Annotated in this window: 15 protein-coding genes; 7 read left to right on the top strand and 8 right to left on the bottom strand. The window is 69.7% G+C overall.

Annotated features, from left to right (window positions below):
• Nucleotides 1–55 precede the first annotated feature (55 nt).
• Both ACWEBX_RS15830 and ACWEBX_RS15825 read right to left on the bottom strand, forming a co-directional pair.
• On the bottom strand, nucleotides 56–895 hold the full coding sequence (locus ACWEBX_RS15830) for a phospholipid scramblase-related protein (RefSeq protein WP_451885423.1): 840 nt from the start codon (nucleotides 893–895) through the stop codon (nucleotides 56–58).
• 52 nt (nucleotides 896–947) lie between these two features.
• Nucleotides 948–2,999 carry a phosphocholine-specific phospholipase C gene (locus tag ACWEBX_RS15825; protein WP_451885422.1) on the bottom strand — a complete coding sequence of 684 codons (2,052 nt, stop codon included), beginning with the start codon at nucleotides 2,997–2,999 and terminating at the stop codon, nucleotides 948–950.
• A 329-nt stretch (nucleotides 3,000–3,328) separates the two neighbouring features.
• Between ACWEBX_RS15825 and ACWEBX_RS15820 the strand changes: the two genes are divergently transcribed.
• The 3 genes from ACWEBX_RS15820 to ACWEBX_RS15810 all read left to right on the top strand — a co-directional run bounded on the left by ACWEBX_RS15820 (nucleotide 3,329) and on the right by ACWEBX_RS15810 (nucleotide 8,354).
• Nucleotides 3,329–6,178, top strand: a complete 2,850-nt coding sequence (locus ACWEBX_RS15820) for a hypothetical protein (protein ID WP_451885421.1) — start codon at nucleotides 3,329–3,331, stop codon at nucleotides 6,176–6,178.
• Nucleotides 6,179–6,339: 161 nt separating this feature from the next.
• The gene (locus tag ACWEBX_RS15815) at nucleotides 6,340–7,404 is read left to right on the top strand and encodes an aromatic ring-hydroxylating dioxygenase subunit alpha (RefSeq protein ID WP_451885420.1); all 1,065 of its coding nucleotides are present in this window, start codon (nucleotides 6,340–6,342) and stop codon (nucleotides 7,402–7,404) included.
• Nucleotides 7,401–8,354, top strand: a complete 954-nt coding sequence (locus ACWEBX_RS15810; protein WP_451885419.1) for a PDR/VanB family oxidoreductase — start codon at nucleotides 7,401–7,403, stop codon at nucleotides 8,352–8,354. Before ACWEBX_RS15815 ends, ACWEBX_RS15810 begins: the two co-directional genes overlap by 4 nt.
• Here the strand turns inward: ACWEBX_RS15810 and ACWEBX_RS15805 are convergent.
• Complete coding sequence (locus tag ACWEBX_RS15805) at nucleotides 8,305–9,120, bottom strand: IclR family transcriptional regulator domain-containing protein (RefSeq protein ID WP_451885418.1); 816 nt, start codon at nucleotides 9,118–9,120, stop codon at nucleotides 8,305–8,307. The genes ACWEBX_RS15810 and ACWEBX_RS15805 overlap by 50 nt on opposite strands.
• Before the next feature lie 185 nt (nucleotides 9,121–9,305).
• Between ACWEBX_RS15805 and ACWEBX_RS15800 the strand changes: the two genes are divergently transcribed.
• Genes ACWEBX_RS15800 through ACWEBX_RS15785 form a run of 4 tightly spaced genes read left to right on the top strand, consistent with a single transcriptional unit; the run spans nucleotide 9,306 to nucleotide 12,734 of the window.
• The gene (locus ACWEBX_RS15800) at nucleotides 9,306–10,277 is read left to right on the top strand and encodes an ABC transporter substrate-binding protein (RefSeq protein WP_451885417.1); all 972 of its coding nucleotides are present in this window, start codon (nucleotides 9,306–9,308) and stop codon (nucleotides 10,275–10,277) included.
• Nucleotides 10,274–11,083, top strand: coding sequence for an ABC transporter permease (locus tag ACWEBX_RS15795; RefSeq protein ID WP_451885416.1), 810 nt, complete (start codon nucleotides 10,274–10,276; stop codon nucleotides 11,081–11,083). Before ACWEBX_RS15800 ends, ACWEBX_RS15795 begins: the two co-directional genes overlap by 4 nt.
• Nucleotides 11,080–11,898, top strand: a complete 819-nt coding sequence (locus tag ACWEBX_RS15790; RefSeq protein ID WP_451885415.1) for an ABC transporter permease — start codon at nucleotides 11,080–11,082, stop codon at nucleotides 11,896–11,898. Before ACWEBX_RS15795 ends, ACWEBX_RS15790 begins: the two co-directional genes overlap by 4 nt.
• A gap of 23 nt (nucleotides 11,899–11,921) precedes the next feature.
• Nucleotides 11,922–12,734 carry an ABC transporter ATP-binding protein gene (locus tag ACWEBX_RS15785; RefSeq protein WP_451885414.1) on the top strand — a complete coding sequence of 271 codons (813 nt, stop codon included), beginning with the start codon at nucleotides 11,922–11,924 and terminating at the stop codon, nucleotides 12,732–12,734.
• A gap of 40 nt (nucleotides 12,735–12,774) precedes the next feature.
• Here the strand turns inward: ACWEBX_RS15785 and ACWEBX_RS15780 are convergent, their stop codons facing one another.
• From ACWEBX_RS15780 to ACWEBX_RS15760, 5 genes are all read right to left on the bottom strand, one after another.
• The gene (locus ACWEBX_RS15780) at nucleotides 12,775–14,379 is read right to left on the bottom strand and encodes a glycoside hydrolase family 13 protein (RefSeq protein WP_451885413.1); all 1,605 of its coding nucleotides are present in this window, start codon (nucleotides 14,377–14,379) and stop codon (nucleotides 12,775–12,777) included.
• Between the two features lie 39 nt (nucleotides 14,380–14,418).
• Nucleotides 14,419–15,294, bottom strand: a complete 876-nt coding sequence (locus tag ACWEBX_RS15775; protein WP_451885412.1) for a carbohydrate ABC transporter permease — start codon at nucleotides 15,292–15,294, stop codon at nucleotides 14,419–14,421.
• Nucleotides 15,291–16,262, bottom strand: a complete 972-nt coding sequence (locus ACWEBX_RS15770) for a carbohydrate ABC transporter permease (RefSeq protein ID WP_403638804.1) — start codon at nucleotides 16,260–16,262, stop codon at nucleotides 15,291–15,293. Before ACWEBX_RS15770 ends, ACWEBX_RS15775 begins: the two co-directional genes overlap by 4 nt.
• 8 nt (nucleotides 16,263–16,270) lie before the next feature.
• Nucleotides 16,271–17,623, bottom strand: coding sequence for an ABC transporter substrate-binding protein (locus tag ACWEBX_RS15765; RefSeq protein ID WP_451885411.1), 1,353 nt, complete (start codon nucleotides 17,621–17,623; stop codon nucleotides 16,271–16,273).
• Between the two features lie 250 nt (nucleotides 17,624–17,873).
• Nucleotides 17,874–18,872 carry a LacI family DNA-binding transcriptional regulator gene (locus ACWEBX_RS15760; protein ID WP_451885410.1) on the bottom strand — a complete coding sequence of 333 codons (999 nt, stop codon included), beginning with the start codon at nucleotides 18,870–18,872 and terminating at the stop codon, nucleotides 17,874–17,876.
• Nucleotides 18,873–18,881 lie beyond the last annotated feature (9 nt).

Below are 18,881 nucleotides of genomic sequence, written 5' to 3'. Positions count from 1 at the left end.
GCGGAGAGATCCGCGGCCGCCCTTCCGTATGTCCGTGTCCGTACTACCGCGTCCGTCAGCCCAGTCCGCGGGAGTCCTGCTTGAGCGCCGTGTCGACGGTCAGCGCCGTCGCGACGACGAGGCTCAGCAGCGGCTCCGGGAGCTGGAAGTGGATCTGCAGGACGTAGTTGTCCGCGGTCGTGAACATCGTCTTGGCGAGGCCTTCCCAGGTCTTCGTGATCCGGGCCACCTCGTTCTCCGACTCGTCGACGATCGCGAAGTTCCAGGCACGCCAGTTCTCCGCCTTGATCGCGCCGACCTGCCGGCCGTCCACGTTCATCGCGAAGTTGATCTTGCCGATCATGTTCTTCTGGACGATCTCACCCACGGTGGAGCCGTCCGGACGGGTCACGATCACGCGGGACTTGAAGATCTTCGCCGGCCGGGTCAGCAGCAACTGCGGCTGCCCGTGGGCGTCGCGGATCTCCAGCCGGTGCGTGAGGAACTGGTCGAGGCTGGAGACCAGCCGCAGGATCTTCCTCAGCACGCCCTGACCGACCTCGGTGACCGAGCCGATCGGGTTGCCCTGCTGGTCCATGACCTTGTACTCGTTGGTCAGCTCGATCAGCTTGGCCTTCTGGTTCACCACCAGGACCGGCTCGGTGAACAGGGTGCCGCCGCCGACACCGCTCGGGGCCACCCCGGCCTGCCGCTGCACCTGGCCCTGGACACGCGGATCGGGGGCGGTGGCCTGCTGGGGGAATGCCTGCAGGGGCGGCGTGCCCTGGTGCGGCACCTGCTGTCCGGCCGGAGCCTCCTGGTCGGTCCACTGCGAGCCGTCCCAGTAACGCTGTGTCTGGGGCTTCCCGTTCGGGTCCGGGTACCAACCTGCAGGAGTGTTCGAATGCGTCGTCACCGGGGCACCCTACCGTGACATGGCCGGAAGACAACGGTCGGTTGTGGACCCATCAGATCGTGATGAGTGCAGGGTCGCTCACACCGGGCCGACCATTCTCGACATGTCCGGCGAATCGCCTCAGGAAGCCCGGCTGTCCGTCGACGACGACACCGAGGTCGTACCAGCACTTGCTCGCCGCCAGATCCACCGTGTGCTTCACGGTCGCGCCCGCCCGGACCCGGAAGGCCTGCGACGGTCCACCGTAGCCGTTCGTGAGCCGGAGCGTCGCCGTGGCGGCACCCTTGTTGACGAAGGTGAGCTCCACGTCGCAGCCGGTGTGGCGGGCGGTGATCTCCGGTCCCGCCGTCCTGTTGGCGCCCTTGAAGGAACGCAGGAAGCCGTTCGGACCGTGCACGGTGAGATCGTACGAGCCGCCCGAGTAGGCCGAGTTCCAGGTGTCCGAGACGGTCTTGCCCGCGGCGGCGGTGTAGGTCCAGGGGCCGTCGGTGCGGTTCCCGGAGGTGACGAGGAAGGCAGCGCCGGCCTTGGCGCCGGAGCCGAAGGTCAGCGTGAATTTCCCGGCCGCGGTGTCGGCCGAACCGTCCACGAGGAGCGCGTACTTGAGCGGGCGGGTCGGGCGCGAGCCGCGTTCCTGCCGGGGCAGGGCGGGGTTCGCGGGCGGGGTGGGGACATAGTCGGGATGGCGGGCGCCGTCCGGCGGCCGGTAGCCGTCGGTGGAGGGCAGGGTGACCGGGGCGCTGTCCTCGTGGGTGAAGTCGAAGGCGGCCGTGAGGTCACCGCAGACCGCGCGCCGCCAGGGCGAGATGTTGGGCTCGCGCACCCCGAACCGGGCTTCCATGAACCGGATGATCGACGTGTGGTCGAGCGTCTCGGAGCAGACGTAACCGCCCTTGCTCCAGGGCGAGACGACGAGCATCGGCACCCGCTGGCCCAGTCCGTAGGGTCCGGCCGCATGGCTCACGTCGCCCGCGTACAGATCCGGGCCGACGTCGACCGTGGACTTGCCCTGGGCCGCGGACTGCGGCGGGAAGGGCGGCACCAGATGGTCGAAGAAACCGTCGTTCTCGTCGTAGGTGACGAACAGGGCCGTCCTGCTCCACACCTCGGGGTCGGAGGTGAGCGCGTCCAGTACCTGGGAGATGTACCAGGCGCCGTAGTTCGCGGGCCAGTTGGGGTGTTCCGTGAAGGCCTCCGGGGCGGCGATCCAGGAGACCTGCGGCAGCGTGCCGCCCTGCACGTCGGCCCTGAGCCGGTCGAAGAATCCCTCGCCCTTGCGGGCGTCGGTCCCGGTACGGGCCTTCTCGTACAGCGGGTCGCCCGGCTGGGCGTTGCGGTACTGGTTGAAGTACAGCAGCGAGTTGTCGCCGTAGTTGCCCCGGTAGGCGTCGGTTATCCAGCCCCACGAGCCGTTCGCGTCCAGCCCGTCACCGACGTCCTGGTACACCTTCCAGGAGATCCCGGCCGCCTCCAGCCGCTCCGGGTACGTCGTCCAGCCGTACCCGGCCTCGTCGTTGCCGAGGACCGGGCCACCGCCCTTGCCGTCGTTGCCCGTGTGACCCGTCCACATGTAGTAGCGGTTGGGGTCCGTCGAGCCGATGAGCGAGCAGTGGTACGCGTCACAGACGGTGAACGAGTCGGCCAGCGCGTAGTGGAACGGGATGTCCTCCCGCGTCAGATACGCCATCGTCGTGGCCGACTTGGCGGGCACCCACTTGTCGTACCTGCCCTTGTTGAACGCGGCGTGCCCGTCGCTCCAGCCGTGCGGGAGGTCCTTGATGAACGCGAGACCGAGGTCGTCCATCTCGGGACGGAAGGGGAGCACGTCCTTGGTGCCGTCCGACTGGTACCAGACCGGCTTGGCGCCGGCCGGCGACGCCGGACGGGGGTCGCCGAAGCCCCGGACACCTCTCATCGAGCCGAAGTAGTGGTCGAACGAACGGTTTTCCTGCATCAGGACGACGATGTGCTCGACATCCTCGATCGTGCCCGAACGACGATGCGCCGGCACAGCCGCCGCGCGCTGGACGCTGCCGGCCAGCGCGGTCAACGCCGCCGTCCCGCCCGCGATCTGGAAGAAACGGCGCCGATTCACTTGAGGCATGACTGGGTGACCTCTTGTCCTGACGGGCCCGTTGGCCGGAGTTGATGGAACGTGCGCGAAAGGAGTTTTCCAAGCGCACCGAACGTCAGGAAAGGGCCCTCTGTCCCTGGCGTGAAGGTCGGCGGTACGCCAGGCGAACCGATCCGGCCACGGAGAGATCCGTGCGCCCGGCCGGGACGAGGAAGGTGGCGTGCGGATGATCGCAATACGGATGCACTGCGCACGCGCCGTTTCATTAGCGGTCAACCAGCGACAAAGCCCCAGAACCGCCCATTCCCTCCATAGACTCGCGCAACGCTCCCGCGACATATGCCAGTTGGAGGTTCCACTTGTCGCATCCACCCCTCGACGCCGAGCGACACCGGACCGTGTCCGCCGACTTCCACTGGCTCGCCCGGGTGCTCGACCCGCACGTCACCGACCGCCGGGCCGGCTCCTCTCGCCGGAACCGGTCCGGTGAGCACCGGCTCCCGGCCCTGCTGCTGGCGCGGCTGCCGGACGGAGGAGCGGCCACGGACGGCGCCGAGCCGGATCCGGCGCTCACCGAACTCGTGCTGGACTACGAGAAGCACCTCAAGTCCTCCCCGGACGAGGCCGAAGCACCCGTCTCCAGCTTCGCCCCGCATGCCGTTGTCCACGAGGTGTGGCCGGAGCCGGCCGACGCTCAGGCGGACGGGCCATACCTGCTCCTGTTGGAGAAGGTGGCGGAGCAACTCAAGGACTCCGTGCCTACGGGGGCCGGCCGGCTGCGGCTGCCCGAATTCGACACCTGTCTGGCGGTGTTGCGCGCCGACGTCCAGGAGAGGGACGCGGAAGGACAGCGGCGCGCCCTGCGCCGGCTGCTGTGCGACGCGTACACCCGAAGGTTCCACGAGGAGATCCCCCTCACGCAACTGCGCGAGATCATGAACGGATGGTGGGGCGCTCCGCTTCGCCTCCTGGACATCGTGGCCACCTGGTTGTGGCGCCGCTGGTACGGCATGCGCGTCGACCGGCGTCACGTGTGGGTGAGCCGGATGCTGGACCTGCCCGGCCGGAGCTTCCTCAAGGCGGCGGTGCACCTGCGGGTGAGTCACCGGCTCGCCCTGGCACACGAGGCGGCGCAACCCCCGCGGGCCACGGCGTCGCGCGACGAGGAGCTGGTCCGCGAGATCCTCCTCACCGCGCTGATCCGCGACCTGGCCGGAGCGGCCCGGCCGCGGGCGTGGAGTCGCCTCCGCCCCCGGCGCGCATGGCCCTTCGTGGTGCTCCTGCCGGCCCTGGGCGGCCCCGGATCCGCATGCCGCGCGTTCCTGGACACGTACGCCGCCGTCTCGCGCGACATCAGAAGCAGTCCGTTGCTGGTGCTGGGCGCCGCCACCGACGTGCTCCCTTCGTACGCCGCGAGTCCACCGCTTCGGGCCGTACCGACGCAGAGAAGTGCCGTCGACGGGCACCCGACGGGTCATGAGGTGACCGCGCTGTTCTCGGCGGCGATCACCGGCCACGCCTCCGACGCGGTGCATGTACTTGCCTTGCCGCGCACCCCGGACGACGGCACCGCGGTGACGGGCGCCCCTCCGCCCGGCACCACGGCGGCAGCGGCGGTGCCCCCGCCCACCGCGGTGGACTTCCGCCGTCCCCGTGTCCGCGACTGGTGGCGCCCGGTGGCCGCCGCCACCGCCGCGGCGATGCTGTGCGGAGGCGTTCTCGTCCTGTCCCGGGCGTTGCTGGGGCTCGTCACCGACGGAAGTGTCGCGGCCTCCTGCCAACACGTCGAGAACGGGGAGATCGTCGGTCTGACGGACGGCAACGACGGCTGCGACCTGGCCCACGGCGAGTACGCGTCGGACCTGAGAAAGCTGGAGAAGGTCCTCGGCCGCCAGAACGCGCGGGTGGACACGGACCAGCCGTACCGCACGATCGTCTTCTTCGCGCCGCTGAGCGTCGGCTCGGAGTCCAAGCGCACCGCGCCCATCGGCTTCCAGACCCTGCGCGGCGCGCTGCTCGCGCAGAAGCGCGTCAACAGCAGCCACCGCAAGGCCCAGGTACCCGTACGCCTGCTCGTCGCCAACGCCGGCGAATACTTCCACTACGGCTCGAGCGGCGGCTTCAACAAGGACAACGACAGTGGCGTGGACGTCGCGCGGATGATCGTCGACCGGGCGGACCAGGACCACATCGCGGCCGTCATGGGTCTCCACCAGAGCCGCCCCGAGTCCCAGCAGGCCGCGATCGAACTGGGGGCCCGGGGCATCACGGTCCTCGGGACCGGCGTCTCGGGTCAGCGCATGATCGACGGCGACTCGCCCGTGTCCTACTTCCAGCTCTCACCGGTGGACGCGCGCATCGCCGCGGTCATGGCCTCCTTCGCCCGCCACTCACCCCAGTTGCACGCTCTGACGGAACCGGCCCCCGGCAGCTCCGGTCCGGCCGCCGTCGTCGTCTACGACCCCAAGGACACCTACTTCAGCGCCGACCTCGCCCACCGGTTCGACGCCGCCTACCGCTCGACCGGGCCGGTCCATCTCGTGAAGTACGGCGAGATGGAGAACGGGCGCTCCACCCGGGCCATCGCCGGCACCGCCTGCACGCTCGTCCACCGCACCGACGGCTTCGTCCTGTACGCGGGCCGCTCCAGCGTCATGGAGGACCTCTTCGACGACATGCAGACCACGCAGGCCTGCCGCGCCCGCGTCGCCCCCGTTCCGGTGCTGGCCGAGAGCCCGGCCCCGGACGTGGTCCTGCATCCGAGCCTCATGCGTCAGGAATACGACGCGCTGAAGCTCTTCTACAACCAGTTCAGCCTTCCGGAGCCCGACGGACCCTTCGCGGAGAAGTTCGGCGCGGCCTTCCACCTGTCCGCCGAGAACGACGCGGCGCTCGGCTACGACGCCGTCAAAATCCTCTCCGCTGCCATGAACGCCATCTTCACGACGGACCCGGTCTTCTCACCCAGGGCGCTCATCACCCGCCTGCAGGATCCCGGAATCCACGACTACGTGGGGGAGTCCGGGGTCATCACCCTGGACAGCGATCACCACTACCCGCCGGACAAGGAGATCCACATCCGCGAGATCACCGCCGCGGGCGACAAGCTCACGGACCTGACCTGCGGAGTGCTCTCCCAGGGTGCGCGGAACGCCACCCACTGGGGGCCGGGAGAACGCTTCGACTGCCCCACGGACACATCGCCTTGACCAACGGTCGGGCCGGGGCACCGGAAGCGGCCCGCAACAAGGTTCCCGGACCCCTTCCGCCTGACGGAAGCCGCCTTGCCCGCCCGTCGCGGACGTCACGACGCTGAGTCCGACCACGGCACGCGGGGCGACGGTGCCCCGCTCTCAGGGACGGGAACGCCATGCCGCACATCACCGCCTTCGCCAGGAACCAGTGGTACGTCGTCGCCTTCACCTACGAGATCGGGCGTGAGCTCGTCGGACGGACCGTCCTCGGTGAGCCGCTCGTGCTCTACCGGACCGAGGAGGACGGGGCGGTGGTCGCGTTGTCCGACCGATGTGTGCACCGGCGTTTCCCGCTCTCGGAGAGCCGGCTCGACGGCGACCGGGTCGTGTGCGGCTACCACGGGTTCACCTACGACCCGACCGGGGCGTGCGTGTACGTGCCGGGGCAGAAGCGGATACCGCGCACCGCCCGTGTCGCCTCCTACCCGGTCGTCGAGCAGGACCTGTTCGTCTGGGTCTGGATCGGCGACCCCGCGCTCGCCGACCCGGGTTCCGTCCCGCGCGCACCGCACATGGACTCGCCCCACTGGACGACGGTCAGCGGCATGGAGCCCATCGACGCGGACTACGGACTCCTCGTCGACAACCTCCTCGACCTCTCGCACGAGACGTATCTGCACGGCGGCTACATCGGCACACCCGAGGTCGCCGAGACGCCGATCGTCACCGAGGTGGACGAGGACGCCGGGATCGTGCGCGTCTCCCGGCGCATGGGCGACGCCGCGTGTCCGCCCTTCTACGCGCGGTCGACCGGCATCGAGGGCCGCATCACGCGCTGGCAGGACATCGAGTACCACGCGCCCTGCCTCTATCTGCTGCACAGCAGGATCGCTCCGGCCGGCGTCCTGCCCGAGGCGGACGGCAGTGACCCGGACGCCTTCCACACCGAGATCACGTACGCCATCACGCCGTCCGGCGACGGCAGGGTGTACGACTTCTGGGCCGTCTCGCGCGACTTCGCCCGCTCGGACGACGATGTCAGCGCCTTCATGCGGGACTTGAACCACACCGTCGTCATGCAGGACGTCGACGCGCTCACCGTCCTCCAGCGGACCCTCGGCTCCGAGCGCCCCGGTTACCAGGAGCTGAGCATCGGCATCGACGCCGGCGGTCTCGCGGCCCGGCGCATCCTGGCCCGGCTGGTCGAGGAGGGCGACAAGCCGGTGGAGGGGGTGCGGTGACCGGTTCGGCCGGCGAGAACACGTACGAGACCGAACTCGTCGTCGGGCAGAAGGAGTTCGTTGCCGACGGTGTGCTCGCACTGACCCTGCGGCATCCGCTCGGTGACGAACTCCCGCCCTGGGAACCGGGCGCCCACATCGATGTGCTGCTCGGGCCGGGACTCGAGCGGCAGTACTCGCTGTGCGGTGATCCGGCGGACCGCGGGGCCTGGCGGATCGCGGTGCTGCGCGAACCGGACGGGCGCGGCGGATCGGCCTATGTGCACGGGCGGTTGGGCGAGGGCGACACGGTCCGCGTCCGGGGCCCGCGCAATCACTTCGCGCTCGTGCCCGCCCCGCGCTACCGCTTCGTCGCGGGCGGCATCGGCATCACCCCGATCCTGCCGATGCTCGCCGCGGCCGAGGCGGCAGGCGCCGAGTGGACCCTGCTGTACGGCGGACGGACCCGCGGCTCCATGGCGTTCACCGAGGAGTTGCGGCGGTACGGGGACCGGGTCGTCCTCGCTCCCCAGGACGAGACCGGAATGCTCGACCTGCCCTCCGTGCTCGCCGAGCTCTCCGCGGACACCCTCGTCTACTGCTGTGGTCCCGGACCGCTGCTCGACACGATGGAGGAGCGCTGCCCGGCCGGCTCCCTGCGCGTCGAGCGGTTCCGGCCGAAGGACCAAGGGACCGGCGGCGAGACGCAGTTCGAGGTCACCCTGGAGCGGTCGGGGCGAACGGTCACCGTCGTCCCCGGCGTCTCCGTCCTCGACACCGTACGCGCCGCCGGTGTCGAGGTCCTCTCCTCCTGCGCCGAGGGCACGTGCGGGACCTGCGAGACGGACGTGCTCGAAGGGACCCCGGACCACCGGGACTCGCTGCTCACGGACGAGGAGCGGGCGGCGGGCGCGACCATGCTCATCTGTGTGTCCCGCTGCCTGGGGAGACGGCTCGTGCTGGATCTGTGACCGCCAGGTCCCGCTCGATCCGTGCGACCGTCTCCAGCAGTGGGGGGAGCAGGTCGCGGCGGACGGATTCGAGGCTGTTGCGGCTGGCGTGCACCGGGATGTTCGCGGCCGCCACCACGGCGCCGTCCCGGTCGCGCACGGGGGCGGCGACCGAGCGCAGTCCCTCCTCCAACTCCTGGTCGACGATGGCGTATCCCTGGCGCCGCGCGCGGGCCAGCTCCGCTCTCAGCAGGTCCGGCGCGACGATCGTCCGCCCGGTCAGGGGGCGCAGGTCGGCCCGCTCCAGCCGGATGGCGATCTCGTCGTCCGTGAGATGCGCGAGGATCACCCTGCCCACGGAGGTGGCGTGGGCGGGGAAGCGGGTTCCGACGGTGATCGCCGCCGTCATGATGCGCCGGGTCGGGACCCGCGCCACGTACACGATGTCGTCGCCGTCGAGGACGCAGAGCGAACTCGACTCCCCCACCCGTTCGGCGAGTTGCTTCAGATGGGGCTCGGCGATCTGCGGGAGGGTGAAGCCGGAGAGATAGGCGTAGCCGAGTTCCAGCACGCGCGGGGTGAGCCGGAAGACGCGGCCGTCCGTGTGCACGTATCCGAGATCGACCAGGGTCAGCAGGAAGCGGCGTGCCGCCGCGCGGGTCAGGTCGCAGCCACGTGCGACCTCACTGAGGGTCAGTTCCGGCCGGTCGGCGCCGAAGACGCGGATGACGGCGAGTCCGCGTTCGAAGGACCGGACGAAATGGGGCGCTCGGTCTGCCGCAGGCATCGTCGCCTCCAGAGGGACACACGGAGTGCTCTCGTCCGGGACGGGAGCACACTTCGATAACTGTCAACAATATTGTCAGCCAAGGCCATTGACCCGGCACGGACAGGGTTCTACCTTCGCGCTGAGCACCATTGTGCGGTGTGCGCACGCCCTGTCGGAACACTCTCGTCTGCACAGGAGGAGCCATGCGTCGTCTGCTCGCCGGGATCGCGGCCGGAGCCTTACTGGTCGCCGCGTCGGCCTGCGGCTCGTCCGGCGGCGGTGGCGCCTCGGACAAGAACTCTTCGTCCGGCGGCACCACCACCGTCAAGCTGGGGGTCATCCCCATCGTCGATGTCGCCCCCGTCTATCTGGGCCAGAAGAAGGGCTTCTACAAGAAGCACGGACTGACCCTGTCGATGACGACCGCGCAGGGCGGCGCCGCGATCGTCCCGGGTGTCGTGTCGGGCCAGTTCCAGTTCGGGTTCTCCAACGTGACCTCGCTGATGATCGCCCAGTCCAACAACGTTCCCGTGAAGGCCATCGCGAACGGCGTCGCCTCGACCGGCGTCGCGGGCGCGGACTTCGGCGCCATCACGGTCAGGAAGGGCAGCTCCATCGCGTCGCCGAAGGACCTGGAGGGCAAGAAGGTCGCCGTCAACACGCTGAAGAACATCAACGAGACGGCCGTGCGCGAGTCGGTGCGCAAGGCGGGCGGCGATCCCTCCAAGGTGAAGTTCGTCGAGCTCGCCTTCGACCTGATGCCCGCGGCCCTCGACAAGGGCCAGATCGACGCCGCGATGGTGGTCGAGCCGGCGCTCGCCACCGTCAAGAGCCAGGGCGCGACCGAGATCGCCTCCTCCCTGGTCGACGTGGCGAAGAACCTCACCGTCGCCATGTACTTCACCTCGAACCAGTACGCACAGCAGCACCCCGACGTGGTCGAGAACTTCCAGGAGGCCACCGCGGAGTCCCTCGCCTACGCCGACGCGCACCCGGACGAGGTCCGGCAGATCGTCACGACGTACACCACGATCCCCGCGGCCGTACTGGCGAAGGTGACCCTGCCGAAATGGCCGGCCGAGCCGAACCGGGCCTCGATCGAGACGCTGGAGAAGCTGGGCGAGCGGGACGGCCTCTTCAAGACGGCGCCCGATCTGGACAAGCTGCTGCCGTGACACGGACGCGAGCGCGTGGCGGCGGCTCCACCGGCCGGTCCGTGAACGCCGCACTGGGCGCCGCCGGGCTCGCGGCCTTCCTCGCCCTCGGCGAGGCGGTGCCGCGGCTCGGCATCGTCAAGGAGCAGTTCTTCCCGCCGACCAGCCGGATCGCGGGGGCGCTCCGTGACGAGCTCGACGACGCGACCTTCTGGAGGGACCTGGGCGACACCCTCACGGGCTGGGCGCTGGGCCTGGCCATCGCGGTCGCGGCGGGCGTCGTGGTGGGGGTGGTCGTCTCGGTCGTGCCCCATCTGCGCGAGGCGACCGCCTCGACGATCGAGTTCCTGCGCCCCATCCCCTCCGTGGCCCTGATCCCGCTCGCCGTCCTCCTCTACGGCACCGAGCTGCGGTCGGTGCTCCTGCTGGTCGTGTACGCGTCCTTCTGGCAGGTCCTCGTCCAGGTCATGTACGGCGTGCGGGACGTGGACCCGGTGGCGGAGGAGACGGCACGCTCGTACGGCCTCGGCACCTGGGCCCGGGTCCGTCATGTGCTGTGGCCCACCGCGCTCCCGTACGTCATGACGGGGGTCCGGCTCGCCGCGGCCGTCGCCCTCATCCTCACGGTGACCGCCGAACTCGTCATCGGCGCACCGGGGTTGGGCGCCCGCATCGCGGTCGCCCAGACCTCGCAGGCGGTGCCCGAGATGTACGCGCTGATCGTGGTCACCGGTCTGCTCGGACTGCTGATCAACGTGGGTGCCCGGTCGGTGGAGCGGTACGCGCTGGCCTGGCACCAGTCGGTACGCGGGGAGGTGGCGGTATGACGGACGTCCCGGCCGGGCGGACGAGGCCGAACCCGTGGGGCGGCCTCCTGCTGCGGGCGCTGTTCGTCGTCACGCTCCCCACGCTGCTGCTCCTCGTGTGGTGGCTCGCCTCGGACGGCAGCCACAACGTCTACTGGCCCCCGCTGCGCACGATCCTCAGGACGTTCCCCGACGTCTGGACCCGCGCGCGGCTCCGCGCCGATCTGGTGCCCAGCCTGCTGCGGCTGCTCGCCGGTTACGCGTCGGCCGCGACCGTGGGGATCGCGCTCGGGGCGCTCATCGGCTCGTACCGGAAGGTGCGGGCGGTGTGCGAACCGGTTCTGGAGTTCCTGCGCGCGGTGCCGCCGCCCGTCCTCGTTCCGGTCATCATGCTGTTCGCGGGCATCGGGGACACGATGAAGATCGTCGTGATCGCGAGCGGCTGTGTGTGGCCGATCCTGCTCAACACGATCGAGGGCGTGCGCGCCGTCGACTCCGTGATGTCCGAGACGGCCCGCTCGTACGGCATCACGGGTCCGGCCCGGATCCGGTCCGTCGTCCTGCCGTCCGCGAGCCCGCAGATCTTCGCGGGGCTGCGCCAGGCGCTGTCCATCGGCATCATCCTGATGGTCATCAGCGAGATGTTCGCGGCGAGCAACGGGCTCGGCTTCACCATCGTGCAGTTCCAGCGCGGCTTCGCGATCCCCGACATGTGGACCGGGATCCTCGTCCTCGGCCTGCTCGGCTTCCTCCTCTCGGTCGTCTTCCAGGTGGTCGAACGCCGGGTCCTCGGCTGGTACCACGGTCTGCGCGACTCCTCCAGGCGGTCCCCGTGACGACGCTCGTGAAAGGGCGGTCCATGCACGCGTCTTTGGTCGTATCGGGCCTGCGGAAGGTCTACGAGGGGTCGGGGCGCCGGGTGGAGGCGGTCCGCGATCTCACGTTCACGGTCGACGCGGGTGAACTCGTCTGTCTGGTCGGCCCGTCGGGCTGCGGCAAGACCACCCTGCTGAAGTGCGTGGCCGGTCTGCTGGCGCCGACGTCGGGCCAGGTCCTGCTCGGGGGCCGGCGCGTGAGCGGCCCGCCGCCGGGCATGGCGTTCGTGTTCCAGGAGTACGGGCGCAGCCTGTTCCCCTGGATGAGGGTCGGTGAGAACGTCGAACTCCCCTTGAAGCAGAAGAGTCTGAGCAAGTGGCAGCGCCGGGATCTGGTCGACGACGCGCTGGAGTCCGTGGGCCTGGCCGACGCCGCGAGAGCCTATCCGTGGCAGCTCTCGGGCGGGATGCAGCAGCGGGTCGCCATCGCGCGGGCCCTGGCGTACGAGCCCGAAGTGCTGCTCATGGACGAGCCGTTCGCGGCGGTCGACGCGCAGACCCGCGCCGATCTGGAGGATCTGGTACGCAGGCTGTGGCGACAGCGCGGGATCACCATCCTGTTCGTGACCCATGACATCGACGAGGCCGTCTATCTGGGCGAGCGGGTTCTGGTCCTCTCGGCCTCCCCCACCGTCGTGCGGGAGCAACTGAAGGTCGATCTTCCCGAGGAGCGGGACCAGTTGCGCACCCGGGTCGCCCCGCGCTTCGCCGAGCTGCGGACCCATGTGTACGAGCAGATCCAGGCGGCGAAACGCGGGGAGCCGGTCGTCGAGGACGCCCCTCCGTCCGATCGGTGAGACCCGTGGGAACGGTGCTCGCCGTGCGGTGCGGGCCCGCTCAGGCGCGCAGCCAGACCGCCGTGTCCGGTGGGAGGAACCCGTCGGCGTCCAGCGGGCCGCTGCGGAGGAGGACCCGGGAGTGCTCCGGGAGTTCGACCGCGCCGTCGGCCAGGTTGACCACGCAGAGCAGTCCTCCGTCCGCACGGGTGAAGGCGAGGACACCCTCCGGTGCGGGCAGCCAGCCGAACGCGCCGTCCCCGAAGCCCGGTTCGGTGCGGCGGACGTGGAGCGCGGCACGGTAGAGGCTCAGCATGGACCCGGGATCCTCCGCCTGTCCGTCGGCGGCGTACGCGGGCCAGCCGGCGGGCTGCGGGAGCCAGGGTTCACCGCCGAATCCGGCGTACGGCTCCTCGGCCGTCCAGGGCAGCGGGACCCGGCAGCCGTCGCGGCCCGGGTCCGCGCCGCCGGAGCGCGAGTGCATCGGGTCCTGGATGCTGTCGAGCGGCAACTCCACCTCGGGCAGACCGAGTTCCTCTCCCTGGTAGAGGTACACGGAACCGGGCAGGGCGAGCGAGAGCAGCGCCGCGGCGCGGGCCCGGCGGGTGCCGAGCGCCAGGTCGGTGGGGATGCCGAAGGCCTTGGCCGCGAAGTCGAAGCCGGTCTCCGTACGGCCGTAGCGGGTGACCGTGCGGGTCACGTCGTGGTTGCACAGCACCCAGGTGGCGGGAGCTCCGACGGGGGCGTGTTCGGCGAGGGTCTCGTCGATGGAGGTCCGCAGCCGTCCGGCGTCCCAGGAGCAGGACAGGAAGGAGAAGTTGAAGGCGGTGTGCAGTTCGTCGGTACGCAGGTAGCGGGCGAAGCGCTCGGAGTCGGGGAGCCATACCTCGCCGACGAAGATGCCGTCGTAGGCGTCGGCGACCGTCCGCCAGGAGCGGTAGATGTCATGGAGCTCGTCGCGGTCGACGTACGGATTCGGGTCGCGGCCCTCGACGAAGTCGGGCAGGTCCGGGTCCTTTGCCAGCAGCGCGGCCGAGTCGATGCGGACGCCCGCGACCCCCCGCTCGAACCAGAAGCGCAGGATCTCCTCGTGCTCCCGGCGGACAGCCGGGTGCGCCCAGTTGAGGTCGGGCTGCTGGGGGGTGAAGAGGTGGAGGTACCAGTCGCCGTCGGGCAGCCGGGTCCACACCGGTTCGGTGGAGCCCGCGAACTGGGACGGCCAGTCGTTGGGCGGGAGTTCGCCGTGTTCGCCGCGTCCGGGGCGGAAGTGGAAGAGCTCGCGCTCCGGGCCGCCGGCCAGCGCCGCCCGGAACCAGGGGTGCTGGTCGGAGACGTGGTTCGGCACGATGTCGACCAGGGTGCGGATGCCCAGCTCGCGGGCCTCGGCGATGAGCTTCTCGGCCTCGGCGAGTGTCCCGAAGGCCGGGTCGATGGTGCGGTAGTCGGCGACGTCGTAGCCGCCGTCGGCCAGCGGCGAGAGATACCAGGGGTTGAACCACAGGGCGTCCACACCGAGTTCGGCGAGATACGGGAGTCTGGCGCGGACGCCCGCGAGGTCGCCGGTGCCGTCGCCGTCGCCGTCCGCGAAGCTGCGGACGTACACCTGGTAGATGACGGCGGAACGCCACCACGCGGACTGATTTCGGGCAGGGCGGGGCTGTCCCACGGTGCGTTGCCTTTCGTTCGAGGGGGTCGGGTGCGGGCGTCAGCCCTTGGTGCTGCCCGCGCTGATCCCGGCGATGATGTGCCGCTGGAACAGCAGGAACATCACGACCATGGGGATGCTGGCGATCACCATCGCGGCGATGAGCACGGTGAGCTGGATGTTCTGCGAGAGCTGCACGAGCGCGACGCTGATGGGCTGCTTGTCGGTGTCGGAGAAGACCATCAGCGGCCAGAGGAAGTCCTGCCAGACGGCGACCAGGGCGAAGATCGACACGACTCCGAGGACGGGCCGGGACATCGGCAGCACGATCGACCACAGGATGCGCAGCTTCCCGGCGCCGTCGATCTCGGCGGCCTCCAGGACGTCGCGCGGTATCTGGTCGAAGAAGCGCTTGAGGAGATAGAGGTTGAAGGCGTTGGCGACGGCGGGAAGCCAGATGCCGAGCGGGGAGTTGAGCAGGCTGGTGTGCAGGACGGGCAGGTCGGCGACGGTCAGGTACTTGGGGACCACCAGGGCCTGCACGGGGACCATCAGGGTGGCGAGGATGCCGCCGAGGATCACCTTGCCGAAGGCCGGCTTCAGTCTGGACAGGGCGTAGGCGGCGGCCGTGCAGAAGACGAGCTGGAGCAGCCAGGCGCCCGTGGCCTGGACGACGGTGTTCCACAGGTGGGTGGGCAGGTCCATCAGGTCCCAGGCGTCGGTGTAGCCGCCGAGGTGCCAGTGTTCCGGCAGCAGGGTGGGCGGAGTGCGCGTGATCTCGTCCGGCGACTTCATGGCGCCGGTCACCATCCAGTAGACGGGGAAGAGGAAGGCCAGCGCGAAGAGCAGGACGACGCCGCCGAAGACGGTCCAGTAGACGGCTCTGCCGCGGGGGCGGGCCAGGGTGAGCGGAGAGACGAGGGTGCGGGTGCTCACGCGTCCTCCCCTTCGGAGCGGGTCAGCCGCAGATAGAGGGCGGAGAAGGCGCTGAGCAGGACGAGCAGCATGACGCTCAGGGCGCAGGCTCCGCCGAAGTCGTTGTAGAGGAAGGCGTACTTGTAGATCAGGTAGAGCACCGTGACGGTCTTGTCCTCGGGGCCGCCGCCGGTGATCACGAAGGGTTCGGTGAACACCTGCATGGTGGCGATGATCTGAAGCAGCATCAGCATGAGGATGATGAAGCGTGTCTGAGGGATCGTCACATGGCGGATGCGCTGGAGCAGGCTGGCGCCGTCCAGCTCGGCCGCCTCGTACAGCTCGCCGGGGATGCTCTGCAGGGCGGCGAGGTAGATGAGGACGGTGCCGCCGAGGTTGGCCCAGGTGGCGACGATGACCAGGGAGACGAGGGCGGTGTCGGCGCCGTTGGACCAGTTCGAGGTCGGCAGGTGCAGCGCGCGCAGCGTCTCGTTGGCGAGGCCGGCTCCGGGATCGTAGAACCATTTCCACAGCAGGGCGCTGACCACCGGCGGGATCATCACCGGCAGGTAGACCACGACCCGGAAGAACGCCTTGGCGTGCCGCAGTTCGTTGAGGACGAGCGCCATCACGAAGGGGACGGCGAAGCCGATGAGCAGGGCGAGGAGGGTGAAGGTGAGGGTGTTGCGCCAGGCGGCCGTGAACTCCGGGTCGTGGAAGACCCGGGTGAAGTTGGCGGTGCCGACCCACTCGCCGCCGCTGCCCGGCGTGTACTTCTGGAAGGCGATCACGACGGCGCGGATCGCCGGGTACCAGGAGAACAGGGCGAAGCAGAGCAGGCCGCCCGCCAGGAAGGCGTAGGCGCGGAACTGGTCGGCCAGGCGCCGGCGCCACGGTCCCCCGGTCCGGCGCCCGGCCGACCGCGGCGCCTCCGGCGCGCCGACGGCGGCCGGAGGGAGCACTGCGGGGGGCTTCGATGCGGTCTTCATGAAGAGTGTCAGCCTCGGGCCAGGATGGAGTCGATCTTGCCGGAGGCGTCCTTGAGGAGCTGGTCGATGTCGGCGTCCTTCTTGGTGAGGACCGCGGACACGGCGGCGTCGAGGACGGAGTAGATCTGCTGGGCCTGCGGCGGCTCGATCTTCATGTCGAGGCTCTGGTTGCCGTCGAGGAAGGCCTGGTAGTTCTCCACGGGCACGTTGGCGTTGGCCTTCTTGACCTGCTGGTCCTTGTCGTCGGCGGCGCCGGTGAACAGACGCGGCTCGGGCAGGCCGACGGGCGCGTTGTTCTGCTTGGCGCGGGCGTAGTCACCGAGGAAGCCGTCGCCGGGCGTCAGGAACATGGAGTCGAGCCACTTGAGGCCCGCCTTGATCTGGGCCGGCGAGTCCTTCTTGTTGAACATGTAGCCGTCGCCGCCGATGAGCGTTCCCTTGCCACCGGGCATCGGCGCCAGGCCGAGGTCGTTGTAGTTGCCGCCCTTCTCCTTGACGAGGATCGGGATGTTGTCGGGCGCGGAGAGGTACATGCCGAGCTTGCCGGAGCCCATCATCTGCTGCACGTCGTTGATGACGAGGAGCTGCTTGCTGCCCATGGAGTTGTCGCTCCAGCGCATGTCCTTCAGGTTCTGCAGGACCGCCTTGCCCTCGGCGGTGTCGACCGTCGCCTTCTTGCCGTCCTCGGAGACGACGTCGCCGCCCTGCGAGTACAGCTCGGCGGTGAAGTGCCAGCCGCCCTGGTTCTGGGCGCTGTAGTCGGCGTAGCCGATCGTGCCGTTGCCGAGCCCGGCGATCTTCCTGGCGTCCGCGCGCAGCTCCTCCCAGGTGGCCGGGGGCTTGTCGGGGTCGAGGCCGGCCTTCTTGAAGAGGGCCTTGTTGTAGATGAGGCCCATCGAGTAGCCGGTGCGCGGGATGCCGTAGATCTTGCCGTCGACCGTGTAGATGTCGCGCAGTTGCTGCTGGATGGTGCTGTAGCTCTTGAGGTCCTTGACGTAACTCGTGATGTCGGCGGCCTGGTTGACGTCGACGACGTGCTTGGCGTCGGTGAAGTACGTGTAGAACACGTCCTCCATCTGGCCGCCGGCCAGCTTGGCGTCGAAGGTCTTGGGGTCCTGACACGGGAACGCGTCGTGCATCACGACGTCGATGTCCGGGTTGGCCTTCTGGAACGCCTTGGTGTCGGCGTCGAAGAACGAGCGGTCGACCTTGGCGCTCTTCGGCGGCTCGCAGTTGACGGTGATGCGGGTCTTTCCGTTGGCCGCATCGTCGTCGCCGCTCGAACCGCACGCGGTGGCGGTGAGCGCGACCGAGGACGCCATGAGCATGACGAGACTACGGCGGAACCCGGTACTTCTCATTGGTGGACCCCTTCGGGCTGGAGCGAGGAAGGCCCACGGCGGGCGTGCCGCCGTGTTCTGGCGCCGCACACTCAAGCACCGACGACATCCGTCCGCAAGATGTCGCGCAGAATCTGGAATTATTTGACAGAGGTTGGGGGTCTCCGTTGCAGGTGGTTGCGTAGCGGAGTCAACGGCCCCGGAACGACCGCCGGGCCGCCGCGCGGTGCGACGACCCGGTCACCGGCGGCGGCCGGCCCTCACCCGAGGCTCAGCCGCGGGGTGCCTGCGCGGTCGACCCGCGCACCACCAGTTCCGGCTCGAACAGCAGCTCCTCGGGGGTCACACTGCTGCCGCCGATCTGCGCGTTCAGCAGTTCCACGGCGGCGCGTCCCATGGCCTCGATGGGCTGGCGGACCGTCGTCAGCGGGGGTTCGGTGCAGTTCATGAACGCCGAGTCGTCGTACCCGACGACGGAGATCTCGCCGGGGACGCTGAGCCCCTTGCGGCGGGCGGCCCGTACGGCACCGAGCGCGAGCGGGTCGCTGGCGCAGATGATGCCGGTGACCCCCTGGTCGAGCAGCCTGGTGGCTGCGGCCTGGCCGCCCTCCAGCGAGAACATCGCCCGTGCCACGTACGCGTCCGGCAGATCCGGAGCCAGGGCGCGCGCGGCCGCGAGCTTGCGGCCCGAGGGCATGTGGTCGCCGGGGCCGAGGACGAGTCCGATCCGCTCGTGGCCGAGCGAGTCGAGGTGGCGCCACGCCTGCTCGACGGCGACGGCGTCGTCGCAGGAGACGCAGGGGAAGCCGAGGTGCTCGATGGCCGCGTTGACCAGCACCACCGGAATGTTGCGGTCGGCGAGCTCGCGGTAGTGGTCGTGCGGCGCGTCGGCCTGCGCGTACAGACCGCCGGCGAACACCACCCCGGAGACCTGCTGCTGGAGCAGGAGTTCCACGTAGTCGGCCTCGGAGACCCCGCCCTTGGTCTGGGTGCACAGCACCGGGGTGAGTCCGAGCTGGGCGAGCGCACCACCGATCACCTCGGCGAACGCCGGGAAGATCGGGTTCTGCAGCTCGGGCAGGACGAGCCCGACGAGCCGCGCGCGTTCACCGCGGAGCTGGGTCGGCCGTTCGTAGCCGAGGACGTCCAGGGCGGACAGGACCGCCTGCCGGGTGGAGTCGGAGACACCCGGCTTGCCGTTGAGCACCCGGCTGACCGTGGCCTCGCTGACCCCGACCTTCTTCGCCACCTGAGCAAGTCGTCGCGTCATGAGCGCAAG

It is taken from the genome of Streptomyces sp. NPDC005070, from assembly GCF_053600395.1.
Note: the sequence above shows the minus strand (reverse complement) of the source record. Positions and strands in the feature narration are given on the sequence as shown.

What these genes read in the sequence shown, in the direction of transcription:
- ACWEBX_RS15825 (WP_451885422.1), bottom strand. Translation starts at nt 2,999, where the DNA reads ATGCCTCAAGTGAATCGGCGCCGTTTCTTCCAGATCGCGGGCGGGACG.
- ACWEBX_RS15815 (WP_451885420.1), top strand. Translation starts at nt 6,340, where the DNA reads ATGCCGCACATCACCGCCTTCGCCAGGAACCAGTGGTACGTCGTCGCC.
- ACWEBX_RS15805 (WP_451885418.1), bottom strand. Translation starts at nt 9,120, where the DNA reads ATGCCTGCGGCAGACCGAGCGCCCCATTTCGTCCGGTCCTTCGAACGC.
- ACWEBX_RS15800 (WP_451885417.1), top strand. Translation starts at nt 9,306, where the DNA reads ATGCGTCGTCTGCTCGCCGGGATCGCGGCCGGAGCCTTACTGGTCGCC.
- ACWEBX_RS15790 (WP_451885415.1), top strand. Translation starts at nt 11,080, where the DNA reads ATGACGGACGTCCCGGCCGGGCGGACGAGGCCGAACCCGTGGGGCGGC.
- ACWEBX_RS15785 (WP_451885414.1), top strand. Translation starts at nt 11,922, where the DNA reads ATGCACGCGTCTTTGGTCGTATCGGGCCTGCGGAAGGTCTACGAGGGG.
- ACWEBX_RS15770 (WP_403638804.1), bottom strand. Translation starts at nt 16,262, where the DNA reads ATGAAGACCGCATCGAAGCCCCCCGCAGTGCTCCCTCCGGCCGCCGTC.
- ACWEBX_RS15765 (WP_451885411.1), bottom strand. Translation starts at nt 17,623, where the DNA reads ATGAGAAGTACCGGGTTCCGCCGTAGTCTCGTCATGCTCATGGCGTCC.
- ACWEBX_RS15760 (WP_451885410.1), bottom strand. Translation starts at nt 18,872, where the DNA reads ATGACGCGACGACTTGCTCAGGTGGCGAAGAAGGTCGGGGTCAGCGAG.